The organism is Marinomonas rhizomae (assembly GCF_024397855.1).
Lineage (GTDB): Bacteria > Pseudomonadota > Gammaproteobacteria > Pseudomonadales > Marinomonadaceae > Marinomonas > Marinomonas rhizomae_A.
Window position 1 is genome coordinate 1,504,275 of the sequence record NZ_CP073343.1, and the last position, 18,775, is coordinate 1,523,049.

Annotated in this window: 16 protein-coding genes; 9 read left to right on the forward strand and 7 right to left on the reverse strand. The window is 42.7% G+C overall.

The annotated features are described in order from the left end of the window. Positions 1-40: 40 nt before the first annotated feature. Positions 41-901, reverse strand: a complete 861-nt coding sequence (locus KDW99_RS06985) for an AEC family transporter (RefSeq protein WP_370646896.1) — start codon at positions 899-901, stop codon at positions 41-43. On the opposite strand from KDW99_RS06985, the gene KDW99_RS06990 reads away from it, so the two are divergent. Then, the gene (locus tag KDW99_RS06990) at positions 822-1,004 is read left to right on the forward strand and encodes a hypothetical protein (protein ID WP_255828578.1); all 183 of its coding nucleotides are present in this window, start codon (positions 822-824) and stop codon (positions 1,002-1,004) included. The two genes, KDW99_RS06985 and KDW99_RS06990, sit on opposite strands and share 80 nt — an antisense overlap. A 9-nt stretch (positions 1,005-1,013) precedes the next feature. Here the strand turns inward: KDW99_RS06990 and KDW99_RS06995 are convergent, their stop codons facing one another. Together KDW99_RS06995 and KDW99_RS07000 are read right to left on the reverse strand one after the other, a co-directional pair. Next, positions 1,014-1,694, reverse strand: a complete 681-nt coding sequence (locus tag KDW99_RS06995; protein ID WP_255828579.1) for a response regulator — start codon at positions 1,692-1,694, stop codon at positions 1,014-1,016. Between the two features lie 22 nt (positions 1,695-1,716). Next, positions 1,717-3,132 (reverse strand): ATP-binding protein, encoded by a 1,416-nt coding sequence (locus tag KDW99_RS07000; protein ID WP_255828580.1) that lies wholly within the window; start codon positions 3,130-3,132, stop codon positions 1,717-1,719. A 240-nt stretch (positions 3,133-3,372) separates the two neighbouring features. On the opposite strand from KDW99_RS07000, the gene KDW99_RS07005 reads away from it, so the two are divergent. From KDW99_RS07005 to KDW99_RS07020, 4 genes are all read left to right on the forward strand, one after another. Further along, entirely contained in the window at positions 3,373-4,278 is a 906-nt protein-coding gene (locus KDW99_RS07005; protein WP_255828581.1) for an acyltransferase, read from the forward strand. 109 nt (positions 4,279-4,387) lie between these two features. After that, entirely contained in the window at positions 4,388-5,554 is a 1,167-nt protein-coding gene (locus tag KDW99_RS07010; RefSeq protein WP_255828582.1) for an aminotransferase-like domain-containing protein, read from the forward strand. 179 nt (positions 5,555-5,733) lie between these two features. Next, complete coding sequence (locus KDW99_RS07015) at positions 5,734-6,447, forward strand: YebC/PmpR family DNA-binding transcriptional regulator (protein WP_255828583.1); 714 nt, start codon at positions 5,734-5,736, stop codon at positions 6,445-6,447. A gap of 62 nt (positions 6,448-6,509) precedes the next feature. Further along, complete coding sequence (locus KDW99_RS07020; protein WP_114412798.1) at positions 6,510-6,704, forward strand: DUF1289 domain-containing protein; 195 nt, start codon at positions 6,510-6,512, stop codon at positions 6,702-6,704. A 23-nt stretch (positions 6,705-6,727) separates the two neighbouring features. Here the strand turns inward: KDW99_RS07020 and KDW99_RS07025 are convergent, their stop codons facing one another. Then, the gene (locus KDW99_RS07025; RefSeq protein ID WP_255828584.1) at positions 6,728-7,960 is read right to left on the reverse strand and encodes a glycosyltransferase family 4 protein; all 1,233 of its coding nucleotides are present in this window, start codon (positions 7,958-7,960) and stop codon (positions 6,728-6,730) included. A gap of 164 nt (positions 7,961-8,124) precedes the next feature. On the opposite strand from KDW99_RS07025, the gene fabV reads away from it, so the two are divergent. Further along, positions 8,125-9,327 carry an enoyl-ACP reductase FabV gene (fabV, locus tag KDW99_RS07030; protein ID WP_255828585.1) on the forward strand — a complete coding sequence of 401 codons (1,203 nt, stop codon included), beginning with the start codon at positions 8,125-8,127 and terminating at the stop codon, positions 9,325-9,327. Positions 9,328-9,430: 103 nt separating this feature from the next. Then, on the forward strand, positions 9,431-9,970 hold the full coding sequence (locus tag KDW99_RS07035; protein WP_255828586.1) for a hypothetical protein: 540 nt from the start codon (positions 9,431-9,433) through the stop codon (positions 9,968-9,970). A gap of 23 nt (positions 9,971-9,993) precedes the next feature. Here the strand turns inward: KDW99_RS07035 and KDW99_RS07040 are convergent, their stop codons facing one another. The 3 genes from KDW99_RS07040 to ubiG all read right to left on the reverse strand — a co-directional run bounded on the left by KDW99_RS07040 (position 9,994) and on the right by ubiG (position 14,578). Beyond that, positions 9,994-13,014 carry an insulinase family protein gene (locus tag KDW99_RS07040; RefSeq protein ID WP_255828587.1) on the reverse strand — a complete coding sequence of 1,007 codons (3,021 nt, stop codon included), beginning with the start codon at positions 13,012-13,014 and terminating at the stop codon, positions 9,994-9,996. 77 nt (positions 13,015-13,091) lie between these two features. Further along, positions 13,092-13,835: a YciK family oxidoreductase gene (locus tag KDW99_RS07045; RefSeq protein WP_255828588.1), complete on the reverse strand. Its 744-nt coding sequence runs from the start codon at positions 13,833-13,835 to the stop codon at positions 13,092-13,094. A 20-nt stretch (positions 13,836-13,855) separates the two neighbouring features. Further along, positions 13,856-14,578: a bifunctional 2-polyprenyl-6-hydroxyphenol methylase/3-demethylubiquinol 3-O-methyltransferase UbiG gene (gene ubiG / locus KDW99_RS07050; RefSeq protein WP_255828589.1), complete on the reverse strand. Its 723-nt coding sequence runs from the start codon at positions 14,576-14,578 to the stop codon at positions 13,856-13,858. 320 nt (positions 14,579-14,898) lie between these two features. Between ubiG and gyrA the strand changes: the two genes are divergently transcribed. Together gyrA and serC are read left to right on the forward strand one after the other, a co-directional pair. After that, entirely contained in the window at positions 14,899-17,586 is a 2,688-nt protein-coding gene (gene gyrA, locus KDW99_RS07055; RefSeq protein ID WP_255828590.1) for a DNA gyrase subunit A, read from the forward strand. Positions 17,587-17,676: 90 nt separating this feature from the next. Continuing rightward, the gene (serC, locus tag KDW99_RS07060; protein ID WP_255828591.1) at positions 17,677-18,756 is read left to right on the forward strand and encodes a 3-phosphoserine/phosphohydroxythreonine transaminase; all 1,080 of its coding nucleotides are present in this window, start codon (positions 17,677-17,679) and stop codon (positions 18,754-18,756) included. Positions 18,757-18,775 lie beyond the last annotated feature (19 nt).

The following is an 18,775-nucleotide window of genomic DNA, read 5'->3' on the forward strand; positions in this document are numbered from 1 at the left end:
TCTCGCTAGCCTTTAATATATTTACCAGCTCTTAATCGGTTTAGATTAAATTCAAGCTGCGTAACAAAGTAACGCCAATACTGGTAGTAATCAAGGATGCGATGGTTGTTATAACGATGATGTTTGCCGCCAACGTAGAGTTGCCATTCATCGCCCTGACCATAATATAGCTTGCTGAAGCGGTTGGAGCTGAGGACATTAGGAATAATACGCCGAGTTCCATGCCGCGGTAGCCTAATAAATAGCCACCAAATGTCAGTATGAAAGGGATGAAAATAAGCTTACCAATGGATGCTAATATCGCACCTAGCATACCCTTCTTCAAAGACTTAAAGTTGAGTGATGCACCTGCACACAGCAATGCTAACGGTAGTGTCATTTGTGCAAAATAATCACCTGCTTTATAAAGCGTTGTAGGAAGTGATAGTCCCGTTAGTGTTGTAATAAAGGCTGCTAAGATGGCAATAATTAGAGGGTTTTTTGCTATGCCCTTTAGAATGCCTATCAAGCTTGCATTTGTTCCCAGTGCTCGACTAAGCCCAATGACAGAGAGGATGTTGAATAATATCGTGACGCCGCCTAGGTACACTGACGCTACAGAAAAAACATCATTTCCATAGGCATTTACGCAATAGGCCAAACCAATAATGCCCATATTTGAGCGGAAAGCGCCTTGAACCAAAACGGCGCGTTGTGCTTTATCCGACTCCCAAATAGACAATACTAGTTCTAGTGCAATATAAGTCACTGTGACCGCTATCATTGCATATAACACTAATGATAAATCGGTGTTTGATGAAATATCGCTTTTGGAAATGCTAATGAAGAGTAGAGCAGGAAGTGTAACGTTGAACACCAATTTGGATGCAACATCAATGAAGTTGTCATTGATGATTCGTATTCGGTATAGAATTACTCCTAATGCCAATATCAAAAATATTGGCATTGTTATAGAGAAAGAAAATACCAGTACATCCAAAAAATTGTTCAACGCCATTCCTTAGAGAAAGGTTTTACTGATCGTTGTTTTCGAAGCGATAGCCTGCGCCATAAACAGAATGGATAACGTTTAATTCAGGTGCCACAGCAGAGATTTTTTTACGCAATTTTTTGATATGGCTGTCAATAGTACGATCACTCACTACGCGGCTGTCAGCATAGATGCTTTTCATGATAAGGTCTCGGCCGAAAACGCGACCAGGTTCCTTGATAAGCAACTGAAGTAATTGAAACTCAACGGTTGTTAAGTCGATTAAATCGCCTTTGTAAGTCGCGCGCAGACGATCTACATCTAGGTCGAAGCCGTCTGTTCTTGGCGATTCTGCTTGATCTAGCTCCACACGGCGTAGGTTGGCTTTTACACGAGCAACAATCTCACGTGGGCTAAATGGTTTACATACATAGTCGTCTGCGCCCATTTCCAAACCAATCAAGCGATCGATTTCTTCGGCTTTTGCCGTCACCATGATGATGGGTACGCCGCTGAATTGACGAACTTGTTTACAGATTTCTACACCGTCTAAACCGGGTAGCATTAGATCTAACAGAACGATATCAACTTGGTTGTTTTTGATATAGTTAACAGCAATGTCACCACGGTCAAGGTGATGCGGTTCATAGCCTGCTTGTTCTAAGTAAGCTGTCATGAGTTCTGCTAGTTTTGGTTCGTCTTCAATAATCAGTACTTTGCTCATAATATTATTCGTTCCTGTTCGTTTAACGAGAGTAGTTTAAAGGGAATTCTACTTTTATTCCTAAGCCACCATCTGGGGAGTGATAAGCACTGATTGTGCCTTGATGTCCATCCACAATACTTGCGCAAATAGCAAGACCTAAACCTCGCCCGCCAGTTGCACGGTTTCTTGAATTTTCAACACGGAAGAACTGCTCAAAAATTCTGTTTTTATCATCATCGCTAACACCTGGGGCTGTGTCCTCAAAAAGAATAATAGCCTTTTTGTTCTTTTTGGAGAGCTTAACCGTCAGTTTCCCTGGTGCATTTGTGTATTTTAGCGAGTTATTCATCAGATTCGAAAAGAGTTGATGTAATCGATCTGAATCACCATTCATAACAATAGGGTTTTTCTGAGAATATTCAAACCCTAATTCTAAACCGCCTTCATTAAAAGGAAGCGTCATAGATTGAACAGTCTGTTCAATAATCTCATTTAGAGAGATATCTTCCATTTCATAACTCAAGTTACCCATATCATGCATTGATAATTGGTTTAAGTCATCAATTAGGCGTGCAATATGAAGGGTTTCTTGATGCAAGGAGGAGAGGCTTTCAGGCGTCATTTTAATAATGCCATCCTGCATTGCTTCTATTTCTCCTCTCAGAATAGCGACGGGTGTTCTTAACTCATGAGCCGTATCTGCAACCCAGCGTTTACGTGCTTCTCGTGTGTGCTCTAGAGTGCAAGCTAAGTTATTAAAGTCACAGCTAAGGCTGGCTAATTCATCGCCACCTTTTACCGATATGCGAGTTTCATATTTTCCTGCTGCCAGTTTCTTCGTGGCTTTTTGCATGGAAATGATAGGGCGACTTAGCCATTGAGCAAGCGGCCATGTTAATAGTGCTGCTATTGCCAACATGAAGGCGGATATGAGCAAAAACGCTTCGCCTTGTTGGCGAACAAATCGTAATGTTTGGTCTTGTACTAGCTCTCGTATAGAGCGTAAGCCAACGTAGCCGACAACTTTTTTATTTACAGTGACAGCGTGGGTCTCTGCGTCGGCAAAGCTCGTTTTACCTATTATTGGGTTTTCTTTGGCGTCAAATAATAGAAAACGTTGGCGGTAATACTGGGAGGGATAAATTAAATCTAAGTTAGGTGTGCTAGGTGGTGGAACCAAGTCGCGTAGGTTATCCACTTTCGCTTTATGCCACTCTTTTTCCATTCGGCTTTCTTGGACTAAAAAATACCAATCATCATAGTAAATGTAGAGGTTAGCTGTTCTGTTCGCCATTTGCTCTAGAAAATCGCGATCACGTTCCGTAGCGTAGGATACAAAGCCTCTATCAAAACTCCATTGAAATACTTGCCACATAGAAACAATGAGTAAAATATTACTTAAAACAAAAACTGCAAAAAGTTTATGTCGAATTTTTAACCCTTTGGTCATTGGCATAGCGAAGTTCAGAGTCCTATGGTGCATCCTGTTTATGTGTCATTCACAGGGATTAATGATGATCGATATGGCGTCGCAATGCTTTCTATATCGAGCGGGATTATTGGTCATTGTAATCGTCTGTTTACTATACATTTTTATTGTGAAAGCTGGCTACTTAGTTGGAGTGTAAATAATGAGGATTTCCAATAAAGAGTTTCCTTTAGTATCATGAATAGGTTTTGTCTTTTAGGTTCCTGTATGCCTGCTTTATTCGTGTTAAAAGGTCTGACTTCATTTAGTCTTATTGTCGTTAATACCTTGATTTGCTTTGCTCCAGTCATGTTATTGGCGTTGGTTAAATGTATTTTGCCGTTCGCATCGGCACGCGCCGTTTTAAATGTTGTATTGGATAATATCGCGACATTTTGGATCGGAGTGAATAACATCAACCAGCGGGTCCTGGGTGGCTCAGATATTTCTGTGTTGGGAAAGCACGATTTTGTATTGAATGATTGGTATATGGTGACGGCAAATCATCAATCTTGGGTGGATATTCTTATCTTGCAGCGCCTGTTTAACAGACGCATTCCTTTTATTAAGTTTTTTTTAAAGCGTGAGCTGATTTGGGTGCCTTTTATCGGTCTGGCTTGGTGGGCGTTAGAGTTTCCCTTCATGAAGCGTTACAGTCCTGCTTTGCTAAAAAAACGCCCTGAACTCAAAGGAAAAGATATTGAGATGACGAAAAGGGCGTGCGATAAGTTTCAGTACTTTCCTGTGTCTATTATGAACTTTTTGGAAGGGACTCGCTTTACACCTCAAAAGCATGATCAACAATCCAGTCAGTATAAACATCTCTTGACGCCTAAAGCGGGTGGTTTGTCGTTTGCGCTAAATGCAATGGATGGCAAGTTGCATCAGTTAATAGATGTCACCATTGTTTATTCAGACGGAATTCCGAGTTTTTTTGATTACCTTTGCGGGAAAGTGTCTAACATCAAAGTGCATATCCGAGTAATGCCTATTGATGATTCTTTGCTTGGAGACTATCAAAACGATGCGGAATATAGGGCGTACTTTCAGCAATGGGTGAATGTGCTTTGGCAGCAAAAAGACCAGCAGTTTGAAAGCTTGCTGCAAGCTGAGCCGAAAGATCATTGGTTGTAAATAGAAAATTTCTTTCTGTATCCTTCAATTAATCAAGAATTGTATCTTTTCACTTTTAATAAAATATCTGACCCTGTTTCTCTGCATTTAATTTGTCGAGGCGCTTGGTATGGATATTTCTCATTTATTGACTTCACACTCACGAAACATGGAAGCCTCTTTGGTTCGTGAGCTGCTGCATTACAGTCAACAGCCTGACATTCTATCTTTAGCGGGTGGTTTGCCTGATGAAAACTTGATGCCTGCCTACCCGGAGTTGGAGCGGCTAACTGACAGTCGTCAGTATGGCCCAAGCGAAGGTGAAAAAGAGCTTCGAGAGTGTATTTTATCTATTGTTGCAGAGCGGGGTATTGATGCATCGATAGGTAATGTGTTGGTAACCAACGGCTCGCAGCAAGGTTTGGATATTATTAGTCGTTTAATTTTAGACGAAAGCTCGACTATTCTAACTGAACAGCCAACGTATCTAGCCGCTTGTCAGGTATTTAAATTACAAGGCGCAAAGGTTCAAGATGTTTTGTCTGATGCGGAGGGGATGTCTGTCTCCGCTTTGCGTGATGCGATTGAGCAACATCAGCCGAAAGCGGTTTATTTGATTCCTAATTTTCAAAATCCTGCGGGACATTGTTATAGCTTGCAGCGCCGGCACGAGATTGCTGCCTTGCTTGATGAGAAAAACATATTACTCATAGAAGATGATCCATACCGTGATCTTTGTTATGACAATGTCGACCTTACACCAATTTCCACCTTGATAAAGCAAGCGCCTTGGTTGTACATGGGGAGTTTTTCTAAGGTTTTGTGGCCGGGGTTGCGTACTGGCTATATTGTTTCCTGTGAGGCTTTTTCTCTGTACTTGGTTAAAGTAAAGCAAGCCGTTGATCTTCATACCAACCGTCTTGGTCAGAGCGTGATTACCCAGTTCTTTAAGTCTGGACAATATCCGGATCACGTTATTAAGCTTCAAAAGGCCTATAAGGAAAAGCGAGATGTGATGGCGCAAGCTTTAAGTGTAGAGCTTGGCGATCTTGTTGTATTTTCGCTTCCAGCTGGTGGTATGTTCTTTTGGGTAAAGTTGCCCGACGGTGTTTCATCGCAACGAGTACTGACTGAGGCATTGAAGGATAAGGTATTGGTGCTGCCTGGAACGCCATTTTTTCCGTGTGAAAGTCCGCTTGATGATTCGTTCCTGCGGTTGAGTTTTGCGCGCGTCTCTCCGGCGCAAATCCAACAAGCCATTGTGGTGCTTGCTAAAGTCATTAGGCAGCTTACTTAGTTTGCTGAAGTCACTTGGAGTGACTAGCTATGTCTATATTGACTAGGTTTATTGCTTCAAGGCATTTTTGTTGTGTTAAGGCTGGCTTTTTATTGTATTTATGCTTGGCTAGCAGTTCCTTCTTTTTGGGCTACACGTTAGAATCTTACTTTTAAGACTGTATAGAATAGGAATATGTAATGGGCAGAGCCTTTCAAAACCGCAAAGAGTCCATGGCAAAAACGTCTGACCAGAAAGCCAAGGTTTACAGTAAATACGGCCGTGAGATTTATGTTTGCGCAAAATCCGGTGGTATCGACCCTAATGGTAATTTGGCACTACGTTCTCTGATTGACCGAGCTAAAAAAGATCAGGTGCCAACGCACGTTATCGACAAAGCGATTGATAAGGCGAAAGGTGGCGGTGGAGAAGACTTTGATACGGCTCGCTACGAAGGTTTTGGTCCTGGTAATACGATGGTTATCGTGGATTGTTTGTCAGATAACCCAAACCGTACTTTTGGTGATGTGCGTACTTGCTTTAACAAAGTGAAGTGCAAAATTGGTGGGCAGGGTAGTGTGAGTCACATGTTTGACCACAGTGCTATTTTTGTTTTTGCTGGCACGGATGAAGAAGCAGTATTAGAAGCCTTAATGATGGCGGATGTTGATGTAACCGATATCGAGCTAGAAGACGGTAAGGTGACAGTGTTTGCGCCTCATACAGATTACAGTAAAGCGAAAACGGCCATTACGGATGCGCTTGGCGACATTGAATTTGAAGTAGATGAAATTCAGTTTGTTGCTCAAAACACTATAGAAATTCAAGGTGAAGAGTTGGAACAGTTTGATCGCTTCTTGGATCTGTTGAATGACCTAGACGATGTGCAGCGTGTTTATCATAACGCTGAATAATAGAATGAGAGGCCTCAGTGATATTTTTCACTAAGGCCTTTTTTTATGTATGTTGATTAAAAATGACCAAGCCAAAACCTCAGTTAAAATCTCCCTGCGTTAATGTCTGTCTTCTCAATGATGAAGATGTTTGTGTCGGCTGTTATCGTACCGGTAAAGAAATCAGTCAGTGGGGAAGTATGAATAAAGCCTCTCAGCAGGCAGTGATGAAGAAGGTTCGTGAGCGAGAGGCTAAAAGCAGTTTTGTTTCTGGCTAGCGTTTTTTTTGCTGCTGTTAGTGTTATCCCTCTTCATTTTTGTTTTTCAGCTCTATCCATTGCGACATGTATTGTGTGCTTTTAAGGCTGTGGTGTCGCAGCATTAAACCCAAGAAGTGTTTTTTCCTCAGGCTGTCCTTTAGCTGAACGTGTAGCTTCAATCGATTGATTAATTTTGGCTCCCATTCTTCTGCTTGATAACGAGTTTGTAGGATTTTATTGCCATTTTTTTGCATCAGTAACCAGCTTTCTTTGTCCTCATAGAGGGAGGCAGCGGCATCAGCAAAGGTTTCTATGTCGTCGGTTATCACCCCGTTCCATGGGAATGCGCCATGCATAGATTCTGCACCAATGCTGGTGGTTATGCTTGGAGTACCTACTTGCATGGCTTCAACTAATTTGCCTTTAATGCCTGCGCCAAAGCGTAATGGCGCTAAGCAAAGTCGCGATTGTTGCATGACGGCTTGAGCGTCTTCAGCCCAGCCTTTCACTAAAAAGCCCTCTTTTGCATTGTGCAGCTGTGTGGCTTTTGGTGGCGGATAAGCGCCGTAAATATGCATCTCAGCTTTCGGTAAGCGTTTGCGGATTTTTGGCCATATCTCTGTTTTTAATTGTAGGACGGCATCCCAATTTGGCGCGTGACGAAAGTTGCCTATGCTAATAAAATGCTGGCGATCTTCGAAGCTCAGTAATTTGTCTGTGTTTTGTGGTTCTGGCAGCATAAAGGGGAGGTGTAATACGTGCGTTTCTGGCACGTGGAACTCATCGACCAGTAGTTTTGCTTCTACTTCAGAAATCATCAGGGTTAAATCGCAGCGATGGATGGCGGCGATTTCTCGAATGCCATGATCGCTATAAAGGTCTTCAACTGCAAAGTCTCGATTTTGTTTCAGCGCATTGTGTCTGGCTTGTCTTAGTGAGTGAAGGTCTTCCGTATTCAGGATTCGTAATGAGTCTGGACTGAACTTTTCTACACGCCAGCCAAATTGTTCTTCCATCATGAAGCGATCAAATATCACTATGTCTGGCTTTTTGTGTGCAATATAGTGATCAAATGATGCGCTATTGAGCTCAATATGCTCGGCTTCAATGCCCAGCAGGGAAAGGTCAGCCATGTGTTCTGTTTGCTGAGCGGGGCTCGCAAAAGAAATTTGCCATTGCTCTTTGTGAAAGCAGTTGAGTAATTGCATCATTCTACTGCCAGCAGCGGAAGAGTTTGGTTCTGGCCAGACGTAGCCGATGACGAGTAGGTGCACGGTGTTCTCTCAAGGTTTCAATGGTTTATTGGTTCTGAATTTTTAGCAGAATCAGGACATATTCGTTCGGCTATTGTATCATGGCAGGTAGATTTGTCTTGTCTGCCTCATTTGAAGGGATTGTCAGGCAAGACGTAAGCAAAACATGACGTTGAGAAGATATTATGATCATAAAACCAAAGATTCGCGGATTTATTTGTACAACAACGCATCCAGTAGGTTGTGAGCAAAACGTAAGAGATCAAATCGCTTTTACTAAAAGCAAAGGGGCGATTGAAAACGGTCCTAAAAAAGTACTCGTAATCGGTGCGTCAAGTGGCTATGGCTTGTCTTCTCGTATCGCTGCGGCGTTCGGTTCAGGTGCCGCAACAATTGGTGTTTTCTTCGAAAAACCAGGTACTGAGAAAAAAACCGGTACGGCAGGTTGGTACAATTCTGCGGCATTCGACAAAGTGGCCAAAGAAGAAGGCTTGTATTCTAAAAGCATCAATGGCGACGCTTTTTCAAACGAAGCGCGTGACACCGTTATTGATTTGATTAAGCAAGATCTTGGTCAAGTAGACATGGTGGTTTACTCACTGGCATCTCCGGTTCGTAAAATGCCTGAAACAGGTGAAGTTATTCGTTCAGTTCTTAAACCTATTGGTCAGCCTTACCGCTCCACTGCCATTGATACGAATAAAGATGTCATCATTGAAGCGGAAATTGAGCCAGCAACAGAAGAAGAGATTGAAGCGACTACAACCGTAATGGGTGGTCAAGATTGGGAGCTTTGGATGTCTGCTTTACAAGAGGCAGGTGTTTTGGCAGAGGGTGCTCGCACCGTAGCTTACTCTTACATTGGCTCTGATATCACTTGGCCGATTTATTGGCATGGTGCGCTTGGTAAAGCGAAAGAAGATTTAGATCGTGCCTCTGCAGCTATTGATTCTGAGTTAGCTAAAATCGGCGGTGGTGCGAATGTTGCCGTATTGAAATCGGTTGTTACTCAGGCGTCTTCAGCTATTCCAGTGATGCCTTTGTACTTGGCGATGGTCTTCAAAGTGATGCGTGAAAAAGGCATTCATGAAGGTTGTATGGATCAGATTTATCGCATGTTCTCTGAACGTTTGTACAACAACCACAATCCAGCAGAATTGACAGACGACAAAAATCGTTTGCGTTTGGATGATTGGGAATTGCGTGAAGACGTACAGCAAGCTTGTCGTGAGCTTTGGCCTCAGGTAAATGATGCTAACTTGTTTGCTGAGACAGACTACCAGCTTTATAAAGATGAGTTTTTGAAGTTGTTTGGTTTTGGTGTGGATGGTGTTGATTACGACGCTGAAGCAAATCCAGAAGCGGATTTTGAAGTCATTACTCTTTAGTTTTAATTAAAAGAGACAAAAAAGGAGTTCAAGTATTGCTTGGGCTCCTTTTTTTATGTGTTTTTATCTCTTATAGTGAATGGAGTCTTATTCTGGGGTGGTTATGAAATATTCATTTGGGTTACTTTTTGCAGTATCGCTATGCGCAGATGCTCAGACTATTGAGCGTCAGTCAGTTGATATTATCTATGGTAATCAGGTTATTCATACCGAGCATCAAATTGTTGTCAGTTCTCAAGAAGAAGTGGCGGTTATCCCGGCAGAAAAGGCAAAGATGACCTTAGGGCCAAATATTGTTATTACGGCTGATGGTAAAGGTCTGTCTTATTTGGAAGAAAATGCCATCGCGGAGCGCGAACAGGCGATTTACGATGAAGTAAATAAGCGAACCGAAGACGCGCCATTTACTGTGTTGTTTACAGGAAATATACCAGAAGATATTCAAGCTAAGCGTCTTCGCATGATGCCGGAGATTGGTATTTTTGGTGATCAGGTAAGAGCGGATGATACGTCTGAAGATAAAGTTCAGCCTGATGTTGGGGATTTTTCGCCCATTGGAAAAGGGGTTGAGCCGGCGGCTAACGGTGCGAAAGGGGCTCCTGCAACCGATCAGGAAAAGCTGGAGAAGCTGATCGGAGGGTGATTTATTCTCGTCATTATTCCATTTTAAAGATTAGGGGAGCGGCTAGGTGAGGTCTCTTTCCAATCTTGTTGGTCAATGAGTTCTTGTGGAAATGCTTTGTTGTGAATGATGATTTTTGTTGTATCTGTTGATTGAAGTTTGTGGTTGATAAAAGTCATAAAGTCCTCCCGATTAATTTTTTCTACGTTATTTATCCATTCTTTCCGCGTTAAAAAGTCAGGGTCTGGCTTCGCAATTTGATGCCATTCATTTAGTGCATTATCGCTTAAATTCTTTGCGCTCATTTTAAGGTCGCTTAGTAGGGCGTTCTTAGCTTGTAAAAAATCCTCTTCTGATACCTTGGGTAATCTAGTACGTTGCTCTTTTAGAAAATCCTCTATAGAGCGAATGATTGTTAGGGTGTCTTTGTCGGGCGATTGCACGAGAAGTCCTAATATTGGGGTATTACGCAGGCTTAGGTCCTGCGCGCCAACAATGTAGCCTAGCTGCTGATTGGTTCTTAGCTCTTGATAAAAAGGGCTACTGATTAATTTTTTGAGTATCGAAAAGTAGGCTTTTTGCGTAATGGCTTTTTTTGAGTGCTGTGCACTGGTGTCTATTAGTGCATATAAAACCACTTTGTCGTTACTCGTTGATTCGAACTGATAGTGGTATTTCTTTTGTGCACTGAGGGTTTTAGTTTCAATTTCTATTGGCTCACTGGGAGTGAGTCGACCTCTGAAGCGTTGATAAAGAGAGTCTGCAAGCTTTTTTGCTTGCTCTTTTGTTAGGTTGCCAGTGCTGTATCCAACGATATCAAAATGTTCTCGTGCTTTTTTTGTGTATCCCTGAAGGTCTTCTAGCGTAATGGTTGTTAATGCGTCTTCTAATTGTTTTGTGGTGAAGCTATTTTTTGTAATTAATGTTCGTAATGCACTGTTGGCGTTGCTGTAGGCTTGTCGACTTTTTTGGTTGCTTAAATCTTTTGCTAGTTGCGCTTTTGCTTGCTCAAATTGTTCTGGTGTTGGACGGAATAGAAATAGTTGATCGATTAGCCAAGTGACATAGGCGCTTTGCTTATCTGAATAGCCGCTGGTTCGCATTGTTGCGCCATTTACGTGAGGGTAAAACGCATAGCCCAATCCCGCCATATAGGGCGCATAAGTTGACTCGCTCACGCCGTCATTAAAAAGACGACTCCATAATTTATTGAGTAGGGTGTGTTTTGGCGTGTCAGCCGCATTGGCAAAGCGTATCCCTAAGAAATTCATTGCGGTGGGTTTGCCAAAACTTGAATCGGATTTGTTCCAGTAGGTGAAGCCCTCTTTTTGAAAAATAATGGAGGGGGTGGTGTCACTTTCATTGATTAAGCTTACTGACTCGGGGATGAAGGTGTTTTTTTCGGGTAGGGTGACTTTTGTGCTCTGCGCTGATTGGTTGATAATGTCTAAAAATAATTGACTGAAATAATTGTTGCTATAACGGCTCTGATACCAAGGTTCTGTTTGCCAAATTGGCTTTTTCTTTGCCCAGCTTTCGGGGAATTCGTTATTTGATGTTATTTGCACTAAAAGGTTTTCATCTGATAGTTGTTTCAAAAGATGACGGACTTGGCTTTCGTCTGCAGCGTATTCTAGTCGGTAACAACTCAAAATATTTTCGGGTGGCGTTTTTAACATTTTTGCAGATAGTGATCTGGCTAGGTTTTGGGGGTTAACGTAGCTTTGGTTGTTAAACATGAGGCGGCTAAGTTTTAGTCCCTCTTGTAGATACATTGGGTTGACTGGAGCGGATTTTAAGGTGCTAACAGTGGCGAAAAAATGTTTCGCTACCGTGTCTATTTTTCTTAGGCCTTCATCGGTCAGAGATATTCTGACGCTAAAAAGTGCATTATCACCGTAATCTGCGCTTGTGCTTGCGGATATGCCATTAATTAACCCTTCGGATTTAAGTGAAGCGTATAGTGATCCTTTGTTTTCATTGCCTAGAATGTAAGATAGATAGCGTGTTGGTTGAGTTTTATAGTTTTTGCTTTGGGCGTCTATTTGGTAATAAAAACTCAATGTGCTGTTATCAATTAATGAGCGCACGAACTGTATTTGCGGTTTGTTCTTTAACATTATTGCTGGGTAGTGCTGTTCTGGTTTAGGTGTTTTGCTTGGAATATCTGAAAAGTACTGGCGAGCAAGTATTGCTATTTGATTGTAGGGTAGGTTGGCTACCATCACTAGTGCCATGTTTTCGCTAAAATAGTTTTCCTCGTAGAGCTTGAGTAATTGCTTTCTTAGTGGGTTGTTTGGCCGGTCTTTGAGTGTGTCTAGACTGCCAACAGTAAAGTGGCTGTATGGATGCTCAGGATTTAGTAGTGTTTTCAATGCCTGATTGTTTCGTCTGCTTTCATCTTTCAGTTTGGCTTTGTATTCCGAATCGACTGCATTCTTTTCTCTTTGAGTGAGTGATTCGCTAAAAAGTGGCGAAGTAAAAAATTGTGAAAATCTATCCAGTGCACCTTCGTATGCAGTGGGTTTGATGTCAAAGTAGAAATTGGTTGTATCTGTGCTTGTGTAAGCGTTGTGAGAGCCGCCATGGTTATTGATATAGGACTGGTAGTTGCCAGCTTCTGGGTACTTTTTAGTGCCAAGAAAAAGCATGTGTTCTAAAAAGTGGGCGAGTCCCTGTTGGTTTTCTGGGTCCTGAAAGTTACCGACATTGACAGATAATGAAGCGGCAAATCGTTCGGCTTGAGGGTCACTTACTAATAATACTTTTAAGTTATTGGGTAATGTTATGAAGTGATAGTCATTTTTATCCGTGAGGCTTTTGTTGGGTATGTTGATGATTTGATTAACTGGCGTTTCTGGTGCGCTGTTGTTCGCTTGTAACTGTGCTGCTTGGTTGTTTTCTAGTGCTTCTTGAAGTGATGTGTTGCCTTGATTCATAGGGGGGGGGATTTCTTGTTGTGTGTTGTTTTCGGTTGGGTAATGGGTATCCGCTTGTATCGAAAAAGATGCAAGTGCAGCAAGTAAAACACAATGAGTGATGACTGTTTTTCTTATGTTGATCATGCCTTCAGACTAACTGAAGCATGTGGTGGGATGCAATGGGCTTATTTTTCGCCCATTGCTTTTGATGTTTGTTAGCTCTATTGAGCATCCAGTGATTGGCCGTTGACTGCAAGGCTGTCTTTGCCCATTAAATATAGGTAGATCGGCATAATATCGTCAGCGGTAGGGAGTGTATTTGGGTCTTCGTCTGGGTACGCGTTTGCTCGCATATTTGTTCTTGTTGCGCCTGGGTTGATCGCGTTCGTTCTAATGCTAGGGGATAGTTCTGCTAACTCGCTGGAAAAAAGCTGCATCATGGCTTCTGTTGCGAATTTTGATACGGCATAGGCGCCCCAGTTAGCCTTGGCCTTTCTTCCAACCCCAGAAGTGGTGAAAATAATAGACGCATTTTCAGCTTTCTGAAGTAGAGGTAGTAGGGCTTGGTTAAGCATGAGTTGGCTGGTGACATTAACTCGCATGACTTGCTCGAATAGCGTTGGATCGTAGGTTGCTATCGGTGCTCGATCACCTAGAAGGCTGGCGTTGTGTAGAATGCCGTCGAGATGTCCAAATTCGCTTTCTATGGTGTTAGCAAGCTCTATGTAGTCGTGTTCTGCAGCACCATCAAGATTTAGAGGTACGATAGCTGCTTGCGGGTAATGCTGCTTTTCGATGTAATCGTAAACGGCTTCCAGTTTTTTTGTGGTGCGGCCTAAAAGGATGATGGTTGCGCCGTGTTTGGCGTAGGTGATGGCGGCCGCTTTGCCTATTCCATCGCCTGCTCCAGTAACTAGGATTACCTTATCTTTAAGTAGTTGGCTTGGGGCTTGATAATCCAGCATATCTCCTCCTTATGCCTTATTTAGGCTTCGATTTTTTGAGTGTGCATCATGTAATTAACAGACACGTCTTCGTCGTTCAATTTGTACACTTTGGTGAAAGGGTTATAGGTCAAACCTGTCATATGTGACACTTCTAAACCAGCCAATCTTGCGTAGTTATTCAACTCTGCTGGCTGAATGAATTTGGCGTAGTCATGCGTTCCCTTCGGCAGCATTTTTAAAATGTATTCGGCGCCAACGATAGCAAAAAGATATGCTTTAGGGTTTCTGTTGATCGTAGAAAAGAATACGTGGCCGCCAGGCTTTACTAGTGTCATACAGGCTTTGATAACTGATGATGGGTCCGGCACGTGTTCTAACATTTCAAGGCAGGTGACAATATCGTATTGGCCAGCTTCTCGTTGTGCTATTTCTTCTGCCGTGATTTTTTCATAATCAATGTCGAGCTTGGATTCTTCTTTATGCAATTTTGCGACAGCAAGTGGGGCGTCACCCATGTCGATACCTTTGACGTTTGCACCAAGTTTTGCCATGGCTTCTGACAGTATGCCACCGCCACAACCGACATCGATGACTTTTTTGCCTTCTAGGCCGTCAGCTCGTTCATTTATATAGTTGGTGCGTAGCGGATTGATATCGTGTAGAGGTTTAAATTCGTTCTCAGTATCCCACCAGCGGCTTGCTAGCGCTTCAAATTTTGCAACTTCATTTAGGTCTACGTTGTTTTGTCGGGTGTTGGTCATTTTTTTTGTATCCATCTTTAATGTTGCTAAAGGCAGTGAGCTCGATGTATTGAACTGCGTAATATGTTTTATTGCCGTCTCTTGTGAGCTTGAACTAAAGTGCACTTTTTCTAGTATAGCGCCAACTAAAGGGGTGACCAATAGCAAACTTACTTTGTCCGATGAGACTGTTCAGTAGGCTGTTTCTGTAATTGCAATATAGAACAACAAAACATGCTCCTTGAAGGGGTGTTATTTATTTCCTTATGGTACAATGCGGCGCTTATAAAAAGATATTAGGGAGTCTTTTTGACTCCGAGGCATAAGGATCGATTGTATCTATGGGTGAATTAGCCAAAGAAATTATTCCCGTCAGTATCGAAAATGAACTTAAGGGATCCTACCTAGATTACGCAATGAGTGTAATTGTAGGTCGAGCATTACCTGATGTGCGAGACGGGTTAAAGCCTGTTCACCGTCGCGTTCTATTTGCGATGAATGAACTTAAAAATGATTGGAATAAACCGTACAAAAAATCGGCGCGTATCGTCGGTGATGTAATCGGTAAATATCACCCACATGGTGATTCTGCTGTATACGATACGATTGTTCGTATGGCGCAGCCTTTCTCAATGCGTTATACCTTGGTCGATGGACAAGGTAACTTCGGTTCTGTCGATGGTGACAGCGCTGCCGCAATGCGTTATACCGAAATCCGAATGGCGAAAATTTCTCATCATCTATTGATGGATTTAGAGAAAGAAACCGTCGACTTCGTGCCTAACTACGATGGAACGGAATTCATGCCAGAAGTATTGCCTGCGCGTGTTCCTGGGCTGTTAGTTAACGGTTCAGCGGGTATTGCGGTAGGTATGGCGACTAATATCCCTCCTCATAATCTCGGTGAGGTTATTGATGGCTGTCTTGCGGTTATTGATAACGCTGACATAACCATTGATGAACTGATCGATCATATACCTGGACCAGACTTCCCAACAGGGGCGTTTATTAATGGTCGCGCTGGTATTATTGAAGCTTACAAAACGGGTCGTGGTCGTATTTACATGCGTGCCCGTCACCATTTCGAAGATATGGAAAAAGGCAATCGCCAATCCATTGTGTTCACTGAAATTCCTTATCAGTTAAACAAAGCGAAAGTGATTGAGAAAATCGCTGAGCTAGTGAAAGAGAAAAAACTGGAAGGCATCAGTGAGCTGCGAGATGAATCTGACAAAGACGGTATGCGTATCGTTATAGAGTTGCGTCGCGGTGAAAACCCGGATGTTGTGGTGAATAATATTTTCACACAAACTCAATTGCAGTCTGTATTTGGTATTAATATGGTGGCCTTGGTTGATGGTCGCCCTCAGTTACTTAATATCAAACAAATTCTTGAATGCTTTGTTAAACATCGCCGTGAAGTGGTTACTCGTCGTACTATTTACGAACTTCGTAAAGCGCGTGAGCGTGGTCACATTCTTGAAGGTTTGGCGGTTTCACTAGCAAACATTGATCGCGTGATTGAGCTAATTCGTACATCGCCAACGTCTGCAGAAGCAAAAGAGAAAATTGTTAGCGAGTCTTGGGAGCCGGGTAATGTGGTTGCCATGCTTGAGCGTGCGGGTGCAGATGCATGTCGCCCTGATGATCTTGAGGCGGGTTACGGTTTTGTTGATGGTGCTTATCATTTGTCACCAGATCAGGCTCAAGCGATTTTGGACTTACGTCTACATCGTTTAACTGGTTTGGAACACGATAAATTATTGGGTGAGTATAAGTCTCTTATCGATTTAATTGGTGAGTTGTTAAATATTCTATCTAACCCAGATCGTTTGATGGAAGTGATTCGTGAAGAGCTAGAAGAAGTTCGAGACACTTTCGGTGATGCTCGTCGTACTGAGATCTTAACGTCTCGTCAGGATTTGACGATTGCAGATTTGATCGATGAAGCGCCAATGGTTGTGACGATTTCAAATACAGGCTATGCGAAATCTCAGCCATTGGTTGAGTATCAAGCGCAACGTCGTGGTGGTCGTGGCAAATCTTCTGCGAGCATGAAAGACGAAGATCACATTGATCATCTATTGGTTACTAGCAGTCATGACACCATCATGTTGTTCAGTAATCTTGGTAAGGTTTACTGGTTACGAGTGTTTGAAATTCCAGTGGCTAGCCGAAGTGCAAAAGGTCGTCCTATTGTTAACTTGTTGCCGCTGAGAGAAGGTGAATTTATCTCCGCACTATTGCCTTTGCCGGTTGTGGAGGCGATTGAAGCTGATGCAGAATCGGAAGATGATGTTGCGGATGATGCTATCGTTGAAGCAAGTAGCTATATCTTTATGGCGACAGCAAACGGAACGGTTAAGAAGACCGCGATGCAGCATTTTGCTCGTCCTCGCTCGACTGGTTTGATTGCCCTTAGCTTAGATGAAACAGATGAGTTGGTTGGCGTGTCTGTTACCAATGGCGAAAACGATATTATGTTGGTTTCTTCTTCTGGTAAAACTATTCGCTTTAAAGAGTCTGATGTTCGTGCAATGGGTCGTACTGCGGCAGGTGTTCGTGGTATTCGCTTAAATGAAGACGCTAAGGTTGTATCGCTTATCGTTCCTCAGGATGGTTCTGCTGTATTGATGGCTTGTGAAAATGGTTACGGCAAGCGAACTTTGGTAGAAGACTTCCCAGTGTATGGTCGTGGTGGTCAAGGTGTTATCGGTATTCAAGTGTCTGAGCGTAACGGCCCTGTTGTTGGTGCTGCTCAGGTTGACGAAACGGATGAGATTATTCTGATTACCGATCAAGGTACCTTGGTTCGTACTCGCGTGACAGAAGTGTCATGTCAAGGTCGGAATACTCAAGGTGTTACTTTGATTCGTTTGACCAACGATGAGCATTTGGTTGGCATTGAACGTGTTGTTGAAAATGATGAAGAAGATATTGAGATTGATGAGGCTGATGGTGCCATTGTCGATCAGCCGCCGAGTGAAGGCGACGAATCTCCTGATGTCCTTGAAGACGATACGGAATAGAAAATAAAGCGACGCACCTAGGTGCGTCGCTTTTGTTGTAGATCGTTCTTGTAAAGTAGTTCCTGAAAATACTAGAGGTAAATAAGCAGGATGAGCCGAGTATATAATTTTTGTTCTGGTCCAGCAGCGCTTCCTGAAGCGGTTTTGAAAAAAGCACAGGCGGAAATGCTGGATTGGCATGGTGCTGGTGTTTCTGTAATGGAAATGAGTCATCGTAGTTCTGAGTTCATGTCCATTCTTGCCTCGGCTAAGGCGCGTTTGGCGCGCTTGATGAATATTGGCGATGACTATGAAATTCTGTTTGTTCAAGGTGGCGCATCTACATTATTTGCTCAAATTCCTGCAAACTTGGTGAATGGTTTTGATTCTGCTTGCTTTTTGGATACTGGTGCTTGGTCTTCAAAGGCGATTAAAGAGGCTAAAAGATACACTAATGTAAATGTGGTGGGGTCTTCAAAAGAGCAGAATTACAGTACGGTTCCTGATTTTTCTTCTTTAAAGTTGGATGAGACTGCAGCCTATTTACATCTTTGCCCGAACGAGACGATTGGCGGTGTTGAGTTCTCTGATCTGCCAAAAACTAGTCTGCCTATCGTTGCGGATTTATCTTCAACGATTTTGTCTCGCAAAATTGATGTGAGTAAGTATGGATTGATTTACGCGGGCGCGCAGAAAAATGTTGGCCCTGCTGGTGTGGTTATCTGCATTATTCGTAAGGATTTGCTTGCTCGTAGTAGTGATGAATTACCATCGATTTGGAATTTTGCCAATTTGGCGGCGAATGATTCTATGATTAATACACCACCAACCTTTGCTATTTATTTGGCTGATTTGGTCTTTGAATGGTTGGAGGAGCAAGGTGGTGTTGAGGCGATTGAAGCCATTAATATTCGTAAGGCGCAGGCGCTTTACGACTACATTGACTCGAGTGATTTTTATTCAAATCCTGTTGATCCTGTCTATCGCTCTCGTATGAATGTGCCGTTTATTTTGGCGGATGAGTCTCTTGAATCTCTTTTCTTGCAAGAGTCCGAAGCGGCTGGCTTACGTACTTTAGCTGGCCATCGTTCTGTGGGCGGCATGCGGGCGAGCATATATAACGCAATGCCTATGGAAGGTATTGAGGCTTTGATTGATTTTATGCGTGGCTTCGAAAAGCGTCACGGGTAATACTTTTTAGAGACAACAA

Coding starts and splice junctions, on each gene's coding strand:
- KDW99_RS06990 (WP_255828578.1), top strand. CDS start 822: ATGAAGAGTAGAGCAGGAAGTGTAACGTTGAACACCAATTTGGATGCA.
- KDW99_RS06995 (WP_255828579.1), bottom strand. CDS start 1,694: ATGAGCAAAGTACTGATTATTGAAGACGAACCAAAACTAGCAGAACTC.
- KDW99_RS07000 (WP_255828580.1), bottom strand. CDS start 3,132: ATGCCAATGACCAAAGGGTTAAAAATTCGACATAAACTTTTTGCAGTT.
- KDW99_RS07005 (WP_255828581.1), top strand. CDS start 3,373: ATGCCTGCTTTATTCGTGTTAAAAGGTCTGACTTCATTTAGTCTTATT.
- KDW99_RS07010 (WP_255828582.1), top strand. CDS start 4,388: ATGGATATTTCTCATTTATTGACTTCACACTCACGAAACATGGAAGCC.
- KDW99_RS07015 (WP_255828583.1), top strand. CDS start 5,734: ATGGGCAGAGCCTTTCAAAACCGCAAAGAGTCCATGGCAAAAACGTCT.
- KDW99_RS07020 (WP_114412798.1), top strand. CDS start 6,510: ATGACCAAGCCAAAACCTCAGTTAAAATCTCCCTGCGTTAATGTCTGT.
- fabV (WP_255828585.1), top strand. CDS start 8,125: ATGATCATAAAACCAAAGATTCGCGGATTTATTTGTACAACAACGCAT.
- KDW99_RS07035 (WP_255828586.1), top strand. CDS start 9,431: ATGAAATATTCATTTGGGTTACTTTTTGCAGTATCGCTATGCGCAGAT.
- KDW99_RS07040 (WP_255828587.1), bottom strand. CDS start 13,014: ATGATCAACATAAGAAAAACAGTCATCACTCATTGTGTTTTACTTGCT.
- KDW99_RS07045 (WP_255828588.1), bottom strand. CDS start 13,835: ATGCTGGATTATCAAGCCCCAAGCCAACTACTTAAAGATAAGGTAATC.
- ubiG (WP_255828589.1), bottom strand. CDS start 14,578: ATGACCAACACCCGACAAAACAACGTAGACCTAAATGAAGTTGCAAAA.
- gyrA (WP_255828590.1), top strand. CDS start 14,899: ATGGGTGAATTAGCCAAAGAAATTATTCCCGTCAGTATCGAAAATGAA.
- serC (WP_255828591.1), top strand. CDS start 17,677: ATGAGCCGAGTATATAATTTTTGTTCTGGTCCAGCAGCGCTTCCTGAA.